This window comes from Micromonospora sp. RV43 (genome assembly GCF_001029515.1).
In the GTDB taxonomy this organism is placed as follows: domain Bacteria; phylum Actinomycetota; class Actinomycetes; order Mycobacteriales; family Micromonosporaceae; genus Micromonospora; species Micromonospora aurantiaca.
The window spans coordinates 19,198-37,956 of record NZ_LEKG01000060.1 but is presented as its reverse complement, the minus strand read 5'-3'; the positions used below and the strand labels follow the sequence as shown (position 1 = coordinate 37,956).

Below are 18,759 nucleotides of genomic sequence, written 5' to 3'. Positions count from 1 at the left end.
TGCCGGCCCGGGCCGCCGCAGTGGTCTCGGCGAGTGCGGCGGCCAGCTCGGCCCGGCGGATCACGCCGCCCGGCCGACGCCGAGCAGCGCCGCCAGGTCGATGCCGTGCTCCTTCGCCGGGGTCTGCGCGGCGATGCCCAGGTGTACGCCCGCGGACTGGACGATCCGCTGGCCCTCGGTGTCGACGTGCGCGTTGAGCTGCGGGTACTTCCGCAGGCCGCTGAGGCAGATCCGGGCCAGCAGCGCCAGGATGCTCACCGGCGTGTCAGGGGTGGCCGCGTTGATCGCGGCACGCGTCTCCAGCAGGCCGGTGGCGTCCACGTCGACCCAGATCGTCACCTCGGGGATCTCCCGCCGGCTGCGGGAGAGCTTGTCGGCGATCACCTTGCGGATGCCGGTGAGCGGGATGACAGTGTCGCCGTCGCCGGCCAGGGCGAGCCCGACGTGCGCGGCCGGGGCGTCCGGCACCGCTGCCAGCCGGGCCGCCGGAGCAGCGGGCGCGGCCACGGCGGCGTCCAGGTCGGCCCGGCGGATCACGCCGCCCGGCCCGGTGCCGCGCAGCGACGCCAGGTCGATGCCGTGCTCCTTCGCCAGCCGCCGCACGATCGGCGAGATGACGAGCGGCGCCGATTGCACGCCGGTCGGTTCCGGCTCAGCCGTGCGGTCCGCCGAGGCGGCCGTGCCGTTCGGAGCCGACAAGCCAGCCGAAACGGAGCCCGCCGGACGCGATGAACCGGCCAGAACCGGGCCGGCCGGAACCGGAGAGCCCGCTGGAGCCTGCGAGCCCACCGGAGCCGGAGAGCCGGCCGCCGGACCGGACGCCAGGTCCGCCGTGACCGGCGTACCGGGCTCGGGGGCCAGCGCCAGCCGCGGACGGCGCCGCCGCCGACCCGTGCCGCCGTGGCCGGTGCCGTAGCCGATCAGGACGTTGCCGGAGCCGGCCCGCTCCTCCTCGCGGTAGGTGGCGTGCGGATCGGGGGCGTCGTCGAGCGGGGCGATTGTGATCAGCGGCTGGCCCACCGGGCGTACCTCACCGGCCGCGCCGTGCAGGGCCACGACCCGGCCGGCGTACGGGCACGGCACGTCGACCACGGCCTTGGCGGTCTCCACCTCGACCACCGTCTGGTCCACTGTGACCACGTCGCCGACTGCGACCCGCCACTCGACGATCTCCGCCTCGCTCAGCCCTTCCCCGAGGTCCGGCAGAAGGAAGTCCCGCGTACCCACAGCCGTGCTCATGCCGTGCCGGCCGGGCATGCCCTCACGGCCCTCGCTCCGCTCGGCGTGTTCGGTCATGCTGTACCGGCCGGGCATGCCCTCACGGCCCTCGCTCCGCTCGGTGCGTTCGGTCATGCCGCCACCCACCTGGTGTCGGGCTGGTCGTCCCACTGGAGCCGGGCCACGGTGTCCAGCACCCGGTCGACCGAGGGCAGGTGGGTGTGCTCCAGCATCGGCGCCGGGTACGGGATGTCCAGGCCGGACACACGCAGCACCGGAGCGTGCAGGGCGTGGAAGCAACGCTCCTGCACCCGCGCGGCGATCTCCGCGCCGACACCGGCGAAGCCCTGCGCCTCCTGGATCACCACGCACCGGCCGGTACGGCGGACCGAGGCGGTGACGGTGGCGTCGTCGAACGGCACGATGCTGCGGACGTCGACGACCTCCAGGTCCCAGCCCTCCTCGCGGGCGGCCTCGGCGGCGGCGAGCGCGACAGGCACGGCCGGGCCGTACGCGATCAGCGTGGCGTCGGTGCCGGGGCGGCGCACCACGGCGGTGCCGATCGGCGCGGTACGGGCCGGCAGATCCGCCTCTGCGCTGGTGAAGTAGAGCTTCTTGGGCTCCAGGAACACCACCGGGTCGGGGTCGTCGATGGCGGCGCGCAGCAGCGAGTACGCGTCGTCCACCGTCGCGGGCGTGACCACCTTCAGGCCGGGGGTGTGCGCGTAGTACGCCTCGGACGAGTCGCAGTGGTGCTCCACGCCGCCGATGCCGCCGGCGTACGGCACCCGGATGACGATCGGCACGCTCAGCGCGCCGCGGGTGCGGTTGCGCAGCTTCGCCACGTGCGAGGCGATCTGCTCGAACGCCGGGTACGCGAACGCGTCGAACTGCATCTCGACCACCGGCCGCAGCCCGGACATGGCCAGGCCGACGGCGAACCCGACGATGCCGGCCTCGGCGAGCGGGGTGTCGAAGCAGCGCTTGTCGCCGAACCGGGCCTGAAGCCCGTCGGTGATCCGGAAGACGCCGCCGAGCTGGCCGACGTCCTCACCGAAGACGAGCACCCGGTCGTCGTCGAGCATCGCGTCGGCGAGCGCCGCGTTGAGCGCCTTCGCCATGGTCATGGTGGCCATCAGGCGTCCCCCTCCGCGTCGGCGGCCAGCTCGGCCCGGACCATCTCGCGTTGCTCGACGAGTTGCGGCGTCGGCTCGGCGTACACGTGGTCGAACAGGCTCAGCGGGTCCACCGTCGGCTGGGCGTCCATCCGGCGGCGCAGCGCCGCGGCGTACTCCTCGGCCTCCTCGGCGACCGCCGCGACGGCGGCGTCGTCGAGGACGCCCTTGGCCCGCAGGTACGCCTCGAGCCGGGCGATCGGGTCGCGGTCGCGCCACGCCTCGACCTCGTCGGCGTCGCGGTAGCGGGTCTGGTCGTCGGCGTTGGTGTGCGGTTCCATCCGGTACGTGTGGGCCTCGACCAGGTAGGGGCCCTTGCCGGCGCGGGCGTGCGCGACGGCGCGCTCCAGCACCGCCAGCACCGCCACCGGGTCGTTGCCGTCGACCTGCTCGCTGGGTACGCCGTAGCCGACGCCCTTGTAGGCGAGGCTCGGCGCGGCGGTCTGCCGGGACAGCGGCACGCTGATCGCGTACTTGTTGTTCTGCACCAGGTAGACGACGGGTGCCTTGAACACGGCGGCGAAGTTGATGCCCTCGTGGAAGTCGCCCTCGCTGGTAGCGCCGTCGCCGATGAACGCCAGCGCCACTGTGTCACGCCCCTGGTACGACTCGCCGTAGGCCAGCCCGGCGGCGTGTACGCACTGGGTGGCGAGCGGGGTGCACTGCGGCGCGGTGTGGGTGGCGGCGGGGTCGTACCCGCAGTGCCAGTCGCCGCGCAGCAGCGTGAGCACCTCGACCGGGTCGAGGCCGCGCGCGGTCAGTGCCATCGACTCGCGGTAGGTGGGGAACACCCAGTCGGTGTCGCGCAGCGCGAGGACGCCGCCGATCTGGCACGCCTCCTGGCCGCGGGCGGACGGGTAGACGGCGAGGCGGCCCTGCTTGGTGAGCGCGGTGGCCTGCACGTCGAAGCGGCGGCCGACGACCATCCGCCGGTACATCTCGCGCAGCGTCTCGACCGGCGGCTCCGGGTAGTCGTCGCGGGCCGGCAGCGGAGTCCCGTCGGGTTCGAGCAGCCGGACCGGTTCCCGCTGCGGCATGAAGCCGGCCGACGGGTCGGGTGCGGCCGGGGTGGACTTCCGGCGGGTGCGCGGGGATGCCCTGCGGACCGCCTGGGGTGTGGTCGTCACGGCGGGGACCTCCTGGACGTGTGGTGGCCCTATGCTCCCGGTCGTGGATGATTGACTCAACATCCGGGATGAACGCGGGACGAATGGCACAGGAGGGCGGCTGAGGTGAGCCAGGAGACCGGCGCCACACCGGGCGCGGCGGGCGGAACGGGACGTTCGGCCGGGCCGCTCGACGAGGTGGATCGGCGGATCCTGCGCGAGCTGGTCCGCGACGCCCGGACGTCCATCCGTACGCTCGCCGAACGGGTGCACGTCTCCCGCACCAACGCGTACGCCCGGGTGGAGCGGCTGCTGCGCGACGGGGTGCTGACCGGGTTCACGGCGCGGGTCGCGCCGGAGCCGGCCGGGCTGGGCACGTCGGCGTACATCGCGCTCACCATCGAGCAGAACACCTGGCGGGAGGTCTCCGCCGAGCTGGCCCGGGTGCGCTACATCGAGCACGCGGCGCTGCTCAGCGGCGAGCACGACGTCCTCGCGCTGGTCCGGGCGCCGGACAACGCGACGTTGCGGGACGTGGTGCTGGACCGGGTGCAGAGCATCGCCGGGGTGCTGTCCACACGTACCTGGCTGGTGTTCGAGGAGTTCGACGGCACGCAGAGCCCCTGGGACTGACCGCCTCAGCGTTCCGGCGGCGACTCCAGCCCTTCCGCGTCGGCCCGCTCCAACAGCCCTTCCAGCGAGTACCGCCGCCCGTCCAGCCCGGCGTGCGGGTCGCCAAGCTCGGCGAACCGCTCGGGCATGCTGAGCACGTCGAAGTCCTCCGGGCGGGCGTCGTTCAGCTCGGACCACTCCAGCGGTGCCGAGACCAGCGCCGCGGGCGTCGGCCGGATCGAGTACGCCGACGTCATGGTGTGGTCACGGGCCATCTGGTTGTAGTCGACGAAGACCGGCCGGTCCCGCTGGTCGCGCCACCAGGTGGTGGTGACCAGGTCGGGCAGGCGGCGCTGCATCTCCCGGCCCAGCGCCAGGACCGCTCGCCGGCACTCGCCGAAGCTCCAGCGCGGCTCGATCGAGACGTAGACGTGGATGCCGCGCCCGCCGGTGGTCTTCGGGAAGCCCTCCAGGCCCAGCTCGGTGAGGTACGCGCGCACCTCGTGCGCCACCGGCACCACCTGCGCGAAGTCCACGCCCGGCATCGGGTCGAGGTCGATGCGCAGCTGGTCGGGGTGTTCCACGTCGTCCTTCGACACCGGCCACGGGTGGAACCGCAGCGTGCCCAGGTTGGCCGCCCAGATCACCACCGCCAGCTCGCTCGGGGCGACCTCGTCGGCGGTACGGCCACTGGGGAACGTGATGTGCGCGGTGCGGACCCAGTCGGGCGCACCGGCCGGGAGCCGCTTCTGGTAGAACGCGTCGCCCTTGTTGGTCTGCCGGGTGGCGACCTTCGCGCCCTCGAACACGCCGCGCGGCCAGCGTTCCAGCATGGTCGGCCGGTCCCGCAGCGCGCGCAGGATGCCGTCGCCGACGGACAGGAAGTAGCTGACCACGTCCAGCTTGGTCAGCCCGCGCTCCGGGAAGTAGGGCTTGTCGGGGCTGGAGACGCGGACCAGCCGCTCCCCCACCTGGATCTCCTGCGCCGCCGTGGTCGCCACCGTCACACCGTAGCGATCCGGCCCGGCCGTGGGGACCGGCTCACCGGGACTCCGCCGTCACCGACAGCCGGATCCAGGCGTCCACCCAGGCCCGTACCGCCGGTTCGCCGGGGTCGGCGCCGAGCGTCCCGGCCAGGCCGGACAGGGCCGCGCCGCAGCGGTCCAGGCCGACTCCGCCGAGCGCGGCGGCCGTCGCGCGCAGCCGGTCGGGGAAGCCCACCGGCAGGTGCCGCAGGCCGGTGTGCGCGGCCTGGGCGAGCAGCGCCGACGCCGTACCGAGCGCCGCGGCGACCGGGTCGGGCCGGGCGTCGACCGCGCCGGTCAGCCGGCCGTCGCCCACCCCAGGTGCCAGATCGGGTACGACCACCGCGTCGGCGACCACCGCCAGCGGCTCGACGATGAGCCCGTCGGCGCCGCGGCGTACCGTTCCGCTGACGTAACGCGGCGGCCCTTGTGTGCCGCCGAGCGCCGCCGCGAGCGCGTCGAGTGCACCAGGGGCGGCGGCGTGGTGGGTGGCGGTGACGGTCGCCGTGCCGCCGTCGGCCCCGGTCACCGTGGCGTGCAGGCGCTGCTCGCCGGCCGCGTACCCGATGGCGCGCACCTCGCCGAGCGCGAGCACCCGCACCGACTCGGCGGCGGTGCGGGGGCGCAGCAGCCGGGGTGGCCGCCCGGCCAGCTCGGCGGCGAGCGCGTCCGGGTCGCGGGCGAGCAGGCCGGGCGGCAGGCCGGACCACTCCCCCGCGCCGGGGGTGACCGTGGTGCGGGCCAGCCGGCCGGCGGCGATCCGGAGCCGGTGCGCGGCGCTGCGCACCGCCGACTCGGAGACCACGTTGCCGGTGGCCAGCGTGCCGAGCGTGGCGCCGGTGACCCGCCGCCCGGCCAGCTCGTGCCCGGTGGGCGGGCCGTCCTCGGTGACCGGGTAGGCGCGGCGCAGCACCAGCACCGAGACGGCCGCCGGGTGGGCGAGCACCACGTCCACGCCCACCTCGCCTCCACTGCACCGGACCCGGGCACCGAGGCCGGTCAGCCGTACCCGCCGCAGCGGCGTCTCCGCCGGCTCGTGGGTGCCGAGCACCCGCTCCACCGGGGTGGCGCCCGCGTTCACCACCGCGCGTCGCCGCGCGGGCAACTCGGCGAGCAGGTCGGCGAACGTCTCCGGCCGGTACCGGGCGCCACGCGCGGCGTACGCCTCCAGTTGCCCGGCCAGGTCCTCGACGGCGAGCAGCGGCCAGCGCAGACCGGCCGCGTCGAGGTCACGCCGGGTCGCCGCCAGCCGGGCGTCCACGCCGGAGCCCAGGTGCGCGGCCCCGGTCAGCAGCACGTCGGCGGCCAGCGCGACCGCCGCGTCCAGGGCCGGACGCTCCGTGACGGTGGCGGTTCCGCCGACGCGTACCTGCGCCTCCTGACGGTCCGGGTGTTCCCGGTCGGCCGCCCGGCACGCCCACACCGCGAGCGCGATCGCCTCACCGCCGTCGTCGGCCGCGTCGCCGCGCGCGTACCCGATCTGGCGGGGCACCAGGAAGCGGACCGTGCCGGTGGGCAGCTCCACGCGCGGGACCGGGTCGGCGGTGTCCGGCCGGTGGACCACAGCGGCGTAGCCGCGCCGCAGCCGTCGTCGCGCGGCGGTGAGCGCCGGCGCGCCGATCGCGGCGGCCAGTTCCTCGTCGGTGACGTCGCCCGGCGACCACCGCCACGGCTCACGCCCGGCTGCGGCGCCCTCCCGGCCCGGCGCCGCGACCCGGCCCGGCCCGGCCGCATTGCCCGGCGCAGCCTCCTGATCCCGCGACGCGCCGGGGCCCGGAGCCTGCCCGCCTGGATCGGCGTGCCGGCCCGGCGCGGCATCCGTGTCCGGGGCGGCCTCCCCGTCCGGCGTGGCCTCGCGGTCCGGGGCATCGGCGTGCGTGCGCTGGTAGGTCAGCACGACGGCGAGCAGGTGCCGGCACACGCCGGGCGCCGGGCAGGAGCAGATCCCGGCCGCCAGGCCGCCGCCCACGGGCAGCGTCACAGTCACCCCGTCCGGGTACGCGGCACGCACCGCGCCGTCGGCGTCCTCGGTGAGCGCGGGCCGCTCACCGGCGTCGACCTCCTTCGTGGCGCGCTTCACCAGGCCCCTGTTGCTCAGCGCGGCCAGCACGTCCGGGGTGAGCGCGATCAGGTCGTCACGGATCATCCGGTCCCCCTACCGGCCCACGTGCTCGGCCACGAACGCAGCCAGCTCACCCGGCGTCATCGCGCCGACCGCCGCGCCCACGTCAGCCAGCCGCTGGGCGGTGGCCCGGTCGTACGCCGGGTCGGCCTCCTCGTCCAGCGCGGCGAGCGCGAGCACGTGCGTGCCCTGCTCCACGAGTTGCTTCACCGACCGGACCAGACGTCCGGCGTCGCCGCCCTCGTAGAAGTCGGACACCAGCGCGACGATCGACCGGCGCGGGTTCTCCACGAGCTGCGCGCCGTACGCGACCGCGCGGGCGATGTCGGTACCGCCGCCGAGCTGCACCTTCATCAGCAGCTCCACCGGGTCGTCCACGTCCGAGGTCAGGTCGACCACGTCGGTGTCGAACGCGACCAGGTGGGTCCGTACGCCGGGCAGCCCCCACAGGCAGGCGGCGGTCACCGCGGCGTGGATCACCGAGCCGAGCATCGAACCGGACTGGTCCACCAGCAGGATCACCTGCCAGCGGTCCAGGTGGCGGCGGGTACGGGAGAAGAAGTGCGGCTGCCGGACGTGCAGCCGGCGCTCGTCCGGCCGCCAGTGCGCCAGGTTCGCCCGGATGGTGCGCCGGACGTCGAAGTTGCGGGCCTGCCGGAAACGGCTGGGGCGACGCGCCCGGGGCCCGGAGAACGACTGCCGCACCTCCCCTGCCAGCCGCTCGACCAGTTGCCGCACCACCGCCTCGACCAGCTTGCGGGCCAGCCGCAGCACCTGCGGGTCCATCAGGTGCTTGGTGCGCAGCACCGCGCGCAGCAGCGCCGGGTTCGGCTCGACCCGGGCCAGCACCGCCGGGTCGGTGACGACCTCGTGGATGCCGTACCGCTCGACCGCGTCGCGTTCCAGCCGCTGCACCGTCTCCTTCGGGAACAGCCGGGTGATCCCGTCCAGCCAGTCCACAGTGGTCAGCGCGGACGGGCCGGATCCGCCGCGCCGCACGTCGCGGCGGCCGAGTTCCGCGTCCCTGCCGTAGAGCCAGTCCAGCGCGGCGTCCCGGCCGGCCGCCTCGGCAGACAGGCCACCCAGGCTGTCCTGCGCGGCGTCGCCGAGTACCAGCCGCCAGCGTTCCCGCATCGGGTCGGTCACGTCCGGTCCCCCTCCCACAGCCCTTCCCGGGTCAGCACCGCGTCGACCCGCTCCTCCACCGCGCGGGCGGCGGCCACCAGCAGCGGGTCGGCGTCCAGCCGCAGCAGGTCACCGGGCGGCGCGTCGCCGCCGTGCAGCGCCTGCACGTGCCGGGCCACCTCCGCCCGCTCGCGGGGCGGGAACCAGCCGAACGCCTGCCGCAGCGCGGGCAGCGCCACCAGGAAGTCGTGCGCGCCCATCGCGGCGAGCAGTTCGTCCACCACTGTGAGCAGCGCCGCGTCGCCGCTGACCACCTCCTCCCGGGCCAGCGCGAACAGCCCGGACAGCCAGTCGCCGAGCGTGTCCGGTGCGGCCACGGCCCGGACCGCGCGGGCCGCATCCGGCACGTCCCCCAGCGACCAGGCCAGACCCAGCGCCGCGCCGCGCAGGTCCGGCGGGGCCGCCGGGTCGGCCGCCACCCGCCCGGCCACTGCCAGCGCACCGTCCCGGTCGAGCCCCAGCGCCGGGCCGGCGTGGCGAACCGCGTCCCGGACCGCCACGAGCGCGGTGAGCCGGCCCGGGTCGGCCGCCGCGGCCGCGGCGCGCACGCCCTCGACGAGCCAGAGCGCCCGGCGTACGGCGGCGGTGATCAACGCGCCCAGCGGGGCGGTCCCGGCGCTGCCGAGCAGCTCGTCGTGCCGCCACAGCGCCAGTGCCACTGCGAGCGCCCGGCCCAGCGCCCGCAGGTCGGTGACCGCGCCGGCGGCACGGGCGATCGCGGTGAGCGTCCGGGTGGAGTGCTCGGGCAGCCCGGCCAGCGCGGTGTCGAACAGCGTCGTGGCGAGCGCGTCGACGTCCGCGCCGAGCAGCGTCACCCGCTCCTCGATCCGGGCGGTGACGGCGTCCAGCACGGTCGGCCCGTACCCGCCCGCCTCGATCACCCGGGCGAGCCGGTCCGCCGACGGCGCGGGCGACCAGCGTTCGGTGAGCAGCGCGTCCGCGCCCACCCGGGGGCCGCGTTCCCGGACGTGACCGGGTACGTCGAGCAGCCGCAGCCGGTGCAGCAGGCGGCTGCGGGCCAGGTCACCGGCGACTGTCAGGTCCAGCTCGGCCGCCCCGTGCGGATCGATCCGGTGGCGTTCCAGCTCGGCGTCGACGTCGTGCACGAGCGGCGGCAGCGGCGTGTCCGGGTGCAGGCGGCCCACCCGGTCGCCGCTGAGCGCGGCCACCATCTCCACCACCACCGGGTGGGCGCCTGGTGCCAGCGTGCCCCGGGTCGCCCACGGCAGCGGCTGGTCGAGCGCGTCGGTGACCAGTGCGGACACCAGCCCGTCGAGCACGTCGACCCGGCCCGGGTGGGCGTGGCCGCGCAGCCGGGCCAGGCCGCCGGCCATGCTCCGGGCGGCGATCAGGTCGGCGGTGGAGACGGGCTGCCGCCGGGCACGCAGCCGGGCCGCCACCGCCTCGGTGAGCGCCTCCGCGGCCCGGCGCGGGCCGTCCTCCCAGACCCGCTGGTAGTACGCCGGTGACGGCATCCCGGACTGGTAGCCGACGAACGCGTCCAGGCGCCGGAACGAGTACGGCACGAGGTAGCTGCCCGCCACCGCGTCCGGAGCCGGGGCGGGCACCTCCGGCCAGTCGTCCTCCTCCGGTCCGGTGCCGTCCGGGCCCGTGCCGTAAGGGCCGGTGCCGTGCCGATCGGCGCTGTCCGGGCCGACGGTCAGCCGGACCAGGGCGGGACGGTGGAAGCCGCCGGTCACCACCAGCACCGGCCGGCCGGCGGCCCGGCGGCGGGCGGCGCGTACCCAGCGGGCCATGTACGCCTCCCGGGCGGTGTCGTCAGCCCCGGCCGCCGACTCGCCCCGCAGCACGTCGAAGTACGTGTCCAGCCGCTCGGCCAGCCCGTCGTCCGGGCCGATCTCGAACAGGTGGTCCCAGAGCGCGTCCACGTTGTCCACGGCGAGCGTGGCGCACAGCCGGCGCACCGCCTCGGCGTACCGCTGGTCGGCGTCGGCGTACCGGTTGGCGCGGTCGGACAGCGCGGGATGCCACGCGGGCAGGTCGATGAAGCGCAGCTGCGCGCCCACCTCCCGCCCGGCGGTCAGCGCCACCCACTCCGGCGAGTACGCGCAGAACGGGCTCCAGGAGGCGTGCCGCCGGGTGCCGTCGCGGTGCGCGGTGAACACGGCGATCGGCAGCTCGTGGTCTCCCAGCAGCTCGTCCATCCGCCCGTTCAGGTCAGCCGGCCCCTCCACCAGGACGTACGCCGGGCGCAGCCGCGCCACCGTGGCCGCGACCAGCCGGGCGCAGGCCGGGCTGTGGTGCCGGACGCCGAGGAACGTGACGCCGCCGGGCGCCTCGGTGGCGCTCACCCGGGCAGCAGGTGCCGGGCGTCGTGCACCGCCCGCCACTGCGCGCCGGAGCGGCGGGACACCTGCTGCTCCAGGTAGCGGCGCAGCCGGGCCAGGTCCTCCGCGTCGTCCTTCGCGGCGGTGCCGGCCAGGCAGGCGACCAGGTCGGCGGCGTCGCCGGACTCGCCGCGCAGGAACCAGCCGCGCAGCCCGACCGCGTGCGCCACCGACACCGCCTCCGCGGTGCTCATCACCGCCGACAGCCGCTCCATCGCGTCGCCGCGTTCGGTGATGCCGGTCCGCAGCTCCCGGAACGTGGTGACCAGCACCTCCAACAAATCCCGCCGGGGCGGCGCGGTCACGCCGGAGCGGCGCAGCAACTCGCCCGCCTCGGCCTCGACCAGTTCCAGCTCGGTGCCGAGGTCGGGGATCGGGAAGACGGTCTCGAAGTTGAACCGCCGCTTCAGGGCGGCGCTCATCTCGTTGACGCCCCGGTCCCTGGTGTTCGCGGTGGCGATCACGTTGAAGCCCTCGCGGGCGAACACCATGGCGTCGGCGCCCGGCAGCTCCGGAACGGCGAGCACCCGGTCCGACAGCGGGGAGAGCAGGCAGTCCTGCACCTCCAGCGGGCAGCGGGTGATCTCCTCGAAGCGGACCACCCGCCCCTCGGCCATGCCGCGCAGCAGCGGCGCCGGCACCAGCGCGCGCGGCGACGGGCCGTCGGCGACCAGCAGCGCGTAGTTCCACGAGTAGCGGATCTGGTCCTCGGTGGTGGCCGCGCCGCCCTGGATGGTCAGCGTGGAGTCGCCGCTGACAGCGGCGGCGAGCAGCTCCGACAGCAGCGACTTGGCGGTGCCGGGTTCGCCGACGAGCATCAGGCCGCGGCTGGTCGCCAGCGCCACAAGCGCCCGGTCGATGAGCGACGGGTCGCCGACGAACTTGCGCCGGACCCCGGCGGCCGGGTCGCCGAGGATGAACCGGCGGGCGGCGCGCAGGCTCAGCCGCCAGCCCGGCGGGCGCGGGTCGCCGTCGTTCGCGGCCAGCACGGCCAGCTCGTCGGCGTACCGCACCTCGGCCGGGGGACGCTGGGCCCGCTCGGCGGCCGGATCGAGCGCGGTCACCGGGTCACCTCCGCCAGGTCGCGCAGCACCTCGGAGAGGGTGACGTCGTCGAGGTCGCCGAGGCGGACCTTGCCGCCGCGCTGGAACCAGTCGCCGCGCGGCACGTCGTTCACCCAGATCGCCTCGATCTTCTGGTCCGGGAACATGTCCACCACCCCGACCGCGATGCCGGGGTCGAGGTCGATCACCACGGCCCGGCCGCCGGGGGCCTCGCGCTCCAGCCAGCTCTGGATGCCGGCGTCCTGCGGCATGCCGCGCCGCCAGCCCCGCCGTTCCAGGCTGAGCAGCCGCCCGGCCGGGACCGTGACACCCGCGTGCCGCCGCAGCAGCGTCTCCGCGCGCTCGGCCGCGTCCAGCCGGTACACCTCGCGGCCGAGCTGCGGGAACGGCTGGAGGATCTCGTAGTCGGCGAACACCTCCGCCCAGGCCGGCACCGCCGCGCCGAGGCTCAGCGGGTGCGCGATGGTGACAGTGGCGTCGTCCGGCAGCGTGTACGTCTCGTCGTCGACGTCGGCGAGCGTGCGGTCCTCGGCGACCCGGAACGCGGTGACCACCTGACCGGCGTCGTCCACAGTGGCCCAGACCAGCCGGCGGACGACGTGCCAGAGCAGCGGGTGGGACAGGAAGTAGCGGCGGAAGTCGGCGGCCGGCCAGCGCCGCCCGGTCACCATGGCCGACTCGAAGCGGCGGATCTGGTCGGCGGCGAGCGTGCGCACGTCCTTCTTCAGGCCGGCGAAGCGCTTGTGCGCGGCGGGCGCCAGTGCGGCGTCGTCCCGGGCGCCGGGCTTGGGCAGGTCCTTGCGGCGGGCGCCGGAGCCGTCCACCACGTACGGCTTGAGCTGCTCGTCGAAGCCGACTGTGAACCGGCGCGGCCCGTAGTCGAGGACGAGGCTGCCGTCGGCGTCCAGCCCGAGGTCGGGCACCAGGCGGTCGCCGAGCTGCTCGGGCGTTAGCCCCAGCCCGTCGGCGACCTCGGTGACCTTGCGCGCCGCCTGCTCCCGCAGGCCCCGGAACTTCACCTTCTGCGAGATGCCGTAGAGGTGCATCAGCGCCACGTCGGTGCCGATCTGCGCCAGCACCTCCAGGCCGGTCACCGCCCGGGTGTGCTGGCTCTCGCCCGGCCAGGCCCGCACCAGCGGCGCGAGCCGCCGCGCGGTCGAGTCGTCGCCGAGCAGCCCCAGCGCGGTGAACGCCCAGCCGTCCTTCGAGGGCGCACCGGCGCTCTGCCAGCTCTCGAACAGCGCCCAGGCGAACTCCGCCAGGGAGTCGGTGTCGCACGCCGCGCGGACGACCTCCACCCCCGGGTACGGTTCGCCGGGCGCGGAGATGGCGAGCATGGTGCAGAGGTGACGGACCGCGTCGGCGGGCAGCGCCGCCGAACGGTCCCGCAGCAGCACCTGTGGCAGCACCGCCGGGTCCAGCCACGCCGGCAGGCTCGGCATCCGGGCCGGGAGCTGGGCCAGCGGGTCCGCGTCGAGCATCGCCGTCGCGGCGGCGAGCGCCTCCTCGCCGTGCTCCCGGGCCACACCGAGGAGCACACCACGGTGCTCCGCGGCGACCAGCCGCAACGCCCGCTCGGCGGCCCGGCGACGCGGGCCGGGCGCGCCCAGGGCCGCCGGCAGCAGCGCCCGCACGGCGTACTCCGGGTGCCGCCGCAGCCAGGCGCGGGCGACCGGGCGGCCCGTCTTGAGCCGGTCGAGCCAGTCGGCCATCAGGTCGGCGACCTCACCGTCGGTGTACGGCAGCAGCACCTCGCCGACGCTCTTCGGCGCGGCGCGGGCCAGGTGCAGCGCGGTGGGCAGCGCGTCCAGCTCGTACCGGCCGGCGAGGCGGGACATCCACTCGTCGGCTCCCCAGGACTCGTCGGGCCGCCAGGACGGCAGCAGCGGCCGGGCCAGCTCCTCGGTAGCCCGGACGAAGAAGTGGATCGCCTCGTACGATCCGGCCCGCCCGGCGGCGACCTCGGCGGCCAACACGCTCAGGTCGTCGCCCCGCCACCAGCCGGACCAGCCGGGCACGATCGCGGCCCACCGCTCCCGCTCCCCCGGCAGCCAGGCCGTCGCGGACCCGGTGGGCCGGTTCAGCCCGCCCACCACCGGCGGGTCGGCTCGTGGACGCCGGACCGTCCAGGGCGGCGTCACCAGCACCGGCGGCAGCCGGTCCGGCGCGGCGACCGGCAACGCGGACGCGTCGTCGCGGATCCGCTCGACCCGTTCCCGCCGCGCCGGATCAAGCATCGGCAGCGCCGCCTCGACGGCGGCCGGGTTGGCCAGCACGTGCGCGCGCAACAGGGTGGCGGCCTCCCGCGCGGCCGGGCTGCGCCCCTCGGCGGCCGCGGACACCAGGCGCACGCCGCGCACCGGGAAGCGGCGCAGCATCTCCGTCATGGCGGGCGGGACGTACTTACGGTCCAGCCGGTCGAGCAGCGCCGCCATCGGCTCGTCACCGGGCAGGGCGGCCAGCAGCGACACCAGCCGCTGCCGCGCGTCCGCGCCGACGTGTTCGTCGTCGAACCACCCGGCCAGCACCGGCGCGATCGGCGGCCCGACCGCCGCGGTGGCGGTGACGATCGGCGCCTGGTCGTACATCAGCCGGTAGACCTGCAGGTGCCCGGCGAGGTTGTGGATCGCGTCCACGTCGTCGACTGCGCCGAGCAGCAGTTCCGCGAGCAGCGGACCCCCCTCGCGCGCCACGTCGGCGACGTCCTGGGCCACCCACTCCCGCTCGGTCGGCAGCAGGAACGAGGTGACCGCCCGCGCCGCCAGCGGCCCGGACCGGTACGGGACCAGCGCGGCGCGGGCCGCTGCGTAGTCGGCCTCGCGGGCCGCCGCGAGATGCGCGCGGACCCGGCGTAGCACCCCCTGACGCAGGCGCCAGTGGCCGTAGTTGTGCGCCTTGTTCACCTCGGCGCGGCCCAGCGAAAGCGGAGACGCCGACCCGGTGGCCGCCACGGTGATCTGCTCGGTCGCGGCGACCGCCGCTCCGGCCGGGCCGAGATCGGCGGCCAGCAGGTCGGCGAGGGCCACCCCCTGCTGGTCGCGTGCGTGATAGCCGAGCGCCACGGCCACTGCCGCCACCAGCGCGGCCCCGCCCAGCGGACCGGGCCGGCCGTCGAGGTAGCCGCGCAGCGCCGGACCCAGCTCCGGATCGTCGGTGGCCCGTGCGGTGGCGGCGACCGGTGCGGCCACCGAGTCCAGCACCTTGCGGCCGGCGGCGCGGCCCTTCGCGGCGCTCGGCAGGCCCGGGCCGGGTGTGCCGCCCCAGCGCGGGACCAGCATCCGCCGCCAGGCGGCCGGAACCTCGAACGCGTCCTCGTCCGGCAGCTCGCCGGCTTGCGATGTGGCCGACGGCGCCCCGGCCGGGACGCTACCGGCCGAACCGGCGGCGGCCGGATCGGCACCGGCCGTTTCCGGGTCGCGGCTCGGCGCAGCCGGCTCGACGGCGGGCGTTCCGGTGTGCCCGGCGGAGGGCGCGGCGGTCGTCTCGGCGTACCCCTTGCGCAGTTTCTCCGCGATCAGCCGGTCGGCGTGCGCGGCGGCCTCGGCCGGCGAACCCAGTTCCTTGACCTGGGTGCGGCCCTGCGCGCCGATCGATCCATAGCGGACCGTAACCGTCGCGTCGCTCTGCCCGACCTCCCAGAACTTGGCCGAACCGCCGCCCACGAACTCGAATCTGCGCACACCGTCTCCTTGATCGCCCGCAGTGTGCGGGGACCATAACCGGCCCCACCGACACCCGCGACGCCGCCGGGCGCGCTACTCGCTCCGCAGTGCCGTCGCGGTCCGGGTCCGGGCCGCCCACCCGGCCGGCAGCAGCGCTCCGAGCAGTGCCGTCAGCGGCCCGCCCAGCGCCAGCGCCGCCAGAAGGACCGGCCCGTACACGTCGAGCAGACTCTCCGGCAGGTGCAGTCCGCCGTTGGCGGCCATCGCCGGGACGACGAGCCGTTGCATCGCCACACCCGCCGGTACGCCGAGCAGCCCGCCGACCAGACCGACGGCGGCGACCGAGGCGACCACCATCGCGATCGTCTGGCCCGGCGTCATGCCGAGCGCCTTGTGCACACCGAGATCGTGGACCCGGTCGCGCAGGTCGAGGACGAGCATGTTGAGCACGCCCAGCGCGGCCACCGCGAGGAGCAGCAGGGTCAGCGTGGCGGTCAGCCCCTCCACGACCAGCAGGAGCGGGTCGGTCTCCGCGCCGCTCGGCCGCGCGGTGAGGCCCCGGCCGGCGAGTGCGCCGGTCAGCGCCTGTGCATAGGCGCCGGCGTCGGTGTCCGGGGCGAGCGCGATCCGGTACTCGAACGGGTTCCGGCCGGTGGGCGTGGCGGTACCGGTGAACACCGCCATGGCGGACTCGAACACCTCGCCGACGACGCGCAGGCGTACCGGCGTGCCCTCGATCCGGACCGTGACGGTGTCGCCGATCCGGGCTCCGGTCGCGGTCAGCAGGGGTCCGCCGACGACGGCCTCGCCGGGTGCGGCGAACCAGCGTCCGGACACCATCTCGAAGCCGTCCCACGCCGCGTCGCCGGTGATCGTCGTGACGGAGACCGGGTCGGCGACGCCCGCGACCGCGCCCGGTGCCTGCGTGAGGCCGTACCTGGCGCGGGTGCCCGGCTGGGCGTCGATCGCCGCCAGCACCGCGGCCGGATCGGCGGTGGGAGCGGCGGCCGGTCCGGCGGCCGGGTCGCCGTTCACAGTGACGTCAGCGACGTCCTGGGTGAGCGCGGTCTGGATGCGCAGCAGCGACGCGGCGAGCCCGGTCGCGAACGTCACCGCCGCCGCGCCCGTCGCGACCGCCAGCAGGATCGCGACAGTGCGCGCCGGCCGCGCGGACGGGCGGGCCAGGCCGAGGCCCACCGGCCTGGCCACCGGCAGCCGCGCGGCCAGGCGCAACGCCCACCGGCCCCGCGCCGGACCGGACGCCCGTCCGACCGCGATGGCGTCCACGGTACGGAGCCGGCCCGCCCTCAGCGCGGCCGTCCACGCGGTCAGCGTCACCACCGCCAGCACCCCGCCGGTGGCCAGGACGGTCACCCACCAGGCGATGGTGGTGTTCGCCGAGCCGTAGACCTGCTCGGTCTCGGCCAGCACCGGCAGCGCGATCAGGTTCCCGGTGAGCGTTCCGGCGACGGCACCCACGGCGGCCGGGAGCAGCGTCTGCGCGACGAAGGCGCGGACGATGCCCGCGGGGGTGCAGCCGAGCGCCTTGAGGATGCCGATCCGGCGGGTGGCGGCGCCGACCGTCCCGGCGACCACAGTGCCGACCACCAGCAGCGCCATCACGATGCCGAGCAGCGCGAACGCGACGAGGAACGGCACGAAGACGGCCGCGTCCTCGACGGCCTGCTGCCGCACGTCGAGCCAGGATCGGGCGCCGGTGACCGCGCCGGGGGGCAGCGCCGCGACCACGGCGTCCCGTCCGGCGCCGACCTCCGTCGCGGTGCGGGCGTCCGCGAACCGGTAGAGCATCTGGTACCCGTCCGCCGTGTCCGGCCCGTCGAGTCGGCCGACGGCGGACGGCAGCACCCAGGCGCCGGCGGTGTCGCTGATCGACCGGGCCGTACCGACCACCGTGAACTCTCCGCCGCCCGGTGTGGTCAGGCGGGCCCCGGGCGGCAGGCGGACCGCTCCGCCGCTCAGCACGATCTCGTCCGGACCGGTCGGCCACCGCCCGCCGGCCAGCTCGATGCGGTCGACGGGGCCGCCCGGATCGGTGCGCGCGACGACTGTCAGCGGCGGTGTCCGCATCCCGCCGCGCTCCGTGAAGGCGACCACCAGCACCCGGTACGGACCGGCGGCGGCCACCACGCCCGGCGCCGAGGCCGACGCGGCGAGCTGTGGTTCCGTCACCGCACCGGAGTCCGCCCGCACGGTCAGGTGCGCTCCCCGCTGGGCGGCGAACGCGTCGTCGAAGGGCGCCTGCGACGCGACGAGCAGCCCGGCTCCGAGCACCGTGGCGGTCACGGCGGCGGCGGTGACCAGGCCGACGACGACTGTCTGCACCCGGCGGCGCCGTACGCCGGACCGGACGACCCGGCGCAGCCCGCTCACCGTCGCACCTCGACCCGGCCGTCGCGCAGGCGGATCGTACGGCCGGCGGACGCCTCGGCCAGCCGCAGGTCGTGGGTGACGAGCACGATGGTCTGGCCGCTGCGGTGCAGTTCGTCGAGCAGGCGCCGGACGTCCTCCCCGGAGGCGGTGTCCAGCGCGCCGGTCGGCTCGTCGGCCAGCAGGAGCGCGGGCCTGTTGATCAGGGCGCGGGCGACGGCGACGCGCTGCCGCTCACCGCCGGAGAGGCGTCCCGGGTACGCGTGCGCGTGCCGGGCGATGCCGAGCGAGTCCAGCAGGGAGGCCGCGTGTTCGCGCACCGCGCGGGCCGGTGCGCCGGCCAGCTGGGCGGGCAGCAGGACGTTGTCCAGCACTGTGAGGTCGTCGAGCAGGTTGAAGAACTGGAAGACCAGGCCCACGTGTGCGCGCCGGAACCGGGCCGACGCGGCCTCGCCCAGCTTCTCCAGCCGGGTGCCCGCGACGGTCATCGTGCCGGCGTCCGGCCGGTCCAGCGCGGCGAGCAGGTTGAGCAGTGTGGACTTCCCGCTGCCGGACGGGCCGAGCACCGCCACGCACTCACCGGGCCGGACGGTCAGCGACACGTCGTGCAGCGCGGGCGGCCCCTCGCCGTAGCGGCGGGTCACCCCGCGTACGTCGATCACCGGATCGGTCATGTGTCGCCCCTCGGGTCAGGCCTGTCGACTGGACGCCGTGACGTTAGGGGCGGATCCGAGGCCTGGGCATCGGTCCGGCGACGCACCACCCGTACCGCCGGAGGCGGATCTTCGCCCGGGGTCATCCCTGCGATGTAGTCGCACTGCACACCGTGACCGATGCCCCGGCCGGCGTACGGC

Annotated in this window: 11 protein-coding genes and 1 pseudogene; 1 reads left to right on the top strand and 11 read right to left on the bottom strand. The window is 75.9% G+C overall.

What is annotated here, in order from left to right:
- Nucleotides 1–120 precede the first annotated feature (120 nt).
- The 3 genes and pseudogenes from ABD52_RS16585 to pdhA all read right to left on the bottom strand — a co-directional run.
- Nucleotides 121–1,239, bottom strand: a pseudogene (locus tag ABD52_RS16585) (2-oxo acid dehydrogenase subunit E2); the annotation flags it as partial.
- A gap of 110 nt (nucleotides 1,240–1,349) precedes the next feature.
- Nucleotides 1,350–2,354, bottom strand: coding sequence for an alpha-ketoacid dehydrogenase subunit beta (locus ABD52_RS16580; protein ID WP_013476595.1), 1,005 nt, complete (start codon nucleotides 2,352–2,354; stop codon nucleotides 1,350–1,352).
- A complete protein-coding gene (gene pdhA / locus ABD52_RS16575) occupies nucleotides 2,354–3,553 on the bottom strand; it encodes a pyruvate dehydrogenase (acetyl-transferring) E1 component subunit alpha (RefSeq protein ID WP_047892410.1) in 1,200 nt (399 codons plus the stop codon). Before pdhA ends, ABD52_RS16580 begins: the two co-directional genes overlap by 1 nt.
- 72 nt (nucleotides 3,554–3,625) lie before the next feature.
- Here pdhA and ABD52_RS16570 point away from each other — a divergent pair, with 72 nt between their 5' ends.
- Nucleotides 3,626–4,132 (top strand): Lrp/AsnC family transcriptional regulator, encoded by a 507-nt coding sequence (locus tag ABD52_RS16570; RefSeq protein ID WP_013286599.1) that lies wholly within the window; start codon nucleotides 3,626–3,628, stop codon nucleotides 4,130–4,132.
- 5 nt (nucleotides 4,133–4,137) lie between these two features.
- On the opposite strand, the gene ABD52_RS16565 is transcribed toward ABD52_RS16570, so the two are convergent.
- From ABD52_RS16565 to ABD52_RS16530, 8 genes are all read right to left on the bottom strand, one after another.
- Nucleotides 4,138–5,118 (bottom strand): DNA polymerase domain-containing protein, encoded by a 981-nt coding sequence (locus ABD52_RS16565; RefSeq protein WP_047892408.1) that lies wholly within the window; start codon nucleotides 5,116–5,118, stop codon nucleotides 4,138–4,140.
- Between the two features lie 34 nt (nucleotides 5,119–5,152).
- Nucleotides 5,153–7,282 (bottom strand): hypothetical protein, encoded by a 2,130-nt coding sequence (locus ABD52_RS16560; protein WP_047892407.1) that lies wholly within the window; start codon nucleotides 7,280–7,282, stop codon nucleotides 5,153–5,155.
- Between the two features lie 9 nt (nucleotides 7,283–7,291).
- The gene (locus ABD52_RS16555) at nucleotides 7,292–8,404 is read right to left on the bottom strand and encodes a VWA domain-containing protein (protein ID WP_013286602.1); all 1,113 of its coding nucleotides are present in this window, start codon (nucleotides 8,402–8,404) and stop codon (nucleotides 7,292–7,294) included.
- The gene (locus tag ABD52_RS16550) at nucleotides 8,401–10,755 is read right to left on the bottom strand and encodes a DUF5682 family protein (RefSeq protein ID WP_047892406.1); all 2,355 of its coding nucleotides are present in this window, start codon (nucleotides 10,753–10,755) and stop codon (nucleotides 8,401–8,403) included. Before ABD52_RS16550 ends, ABD52_RS16555 begins: the two co-directional genes overlap by 4 nt.
- Complete coding sequence (locus ABD52_RS16545; protein WP_047892405.1) at nucleotides 10,752–11,855, bottom strand: AAA family ATPase; 1,104 nt, start codon at nucleotides 11,853–11,855, stop codon at nucleotides 10,752–10,754. Before ABD52_RS16545 ends, ABD52_RS16550 begins: the two co-directional genes overlap by 4 nt.
- A complete protein-coding gene (locus tag ABD52_RS16540; RefSeq protein WP_047892404.1) occupies nucleotides 11,852–15,535 on the bottom strand; it encodes a DUF4132 domain-containing protein in 3,684 nt (1,227 codons plus the stop codon). The genes ABD52_RS16545 and ABD52_RS16540 overlap by 4 nt, the downstream gene beginning before the upstream one ends.
- Before the next feature lie 75 nt (nucleotides 15,536–15,610).
- A complete protein-coding gene (locus tag ABD52_RS16535; protein ID WP_047892403.1) occupies nucleotides 15,611–17,908 on the bottom strand; it encodes an FtsX-like permease family protein in 2,298 nt (765 codons plus the stop codon).
- A complete protein-coding gene (locus ABD52_RS16530) occupies nucleotides 17,905–18,579 on the bottom strand; it encodes an ABC transporter ATP-binding protein (RefSeq protein WP_047892402.1) in 675 nt (224 codons plus the stop codon). Before ABD52_RS16530 ends, ABD52_RS16535 begins: the two co-directional genes overlap by 4 nt.
- Between the last annotated feature and the right edge of the window lie 180 nt (nucleotides 18,580–18,759).

Excerpts from the sequence above, each read along its gene's own strand:
- ABD52_RS16580 (WP_013476595.1), bottom strand. The coding sequence starts at position 2,354 with ATGGCCACCATGACCATGGCGAAGGCGCTCAACGCGGCGCTCGCCGAC.
- ABD52_RS16560 (WP_047892407.1), bottom strand. The coding sequence starts at position 7,282 with ATGATCCGTGACGACCTGATCGCGCTCACCCCGGACGTGCTGGCCGCG.
- ABD52_RS16530 (WP_047892402.1), bottom strand. The coding sequence starts at position 18,579 with ATGACCGATCCGGTGATCGACGTACGCGGGGTGACCCGCCGCTACGGC.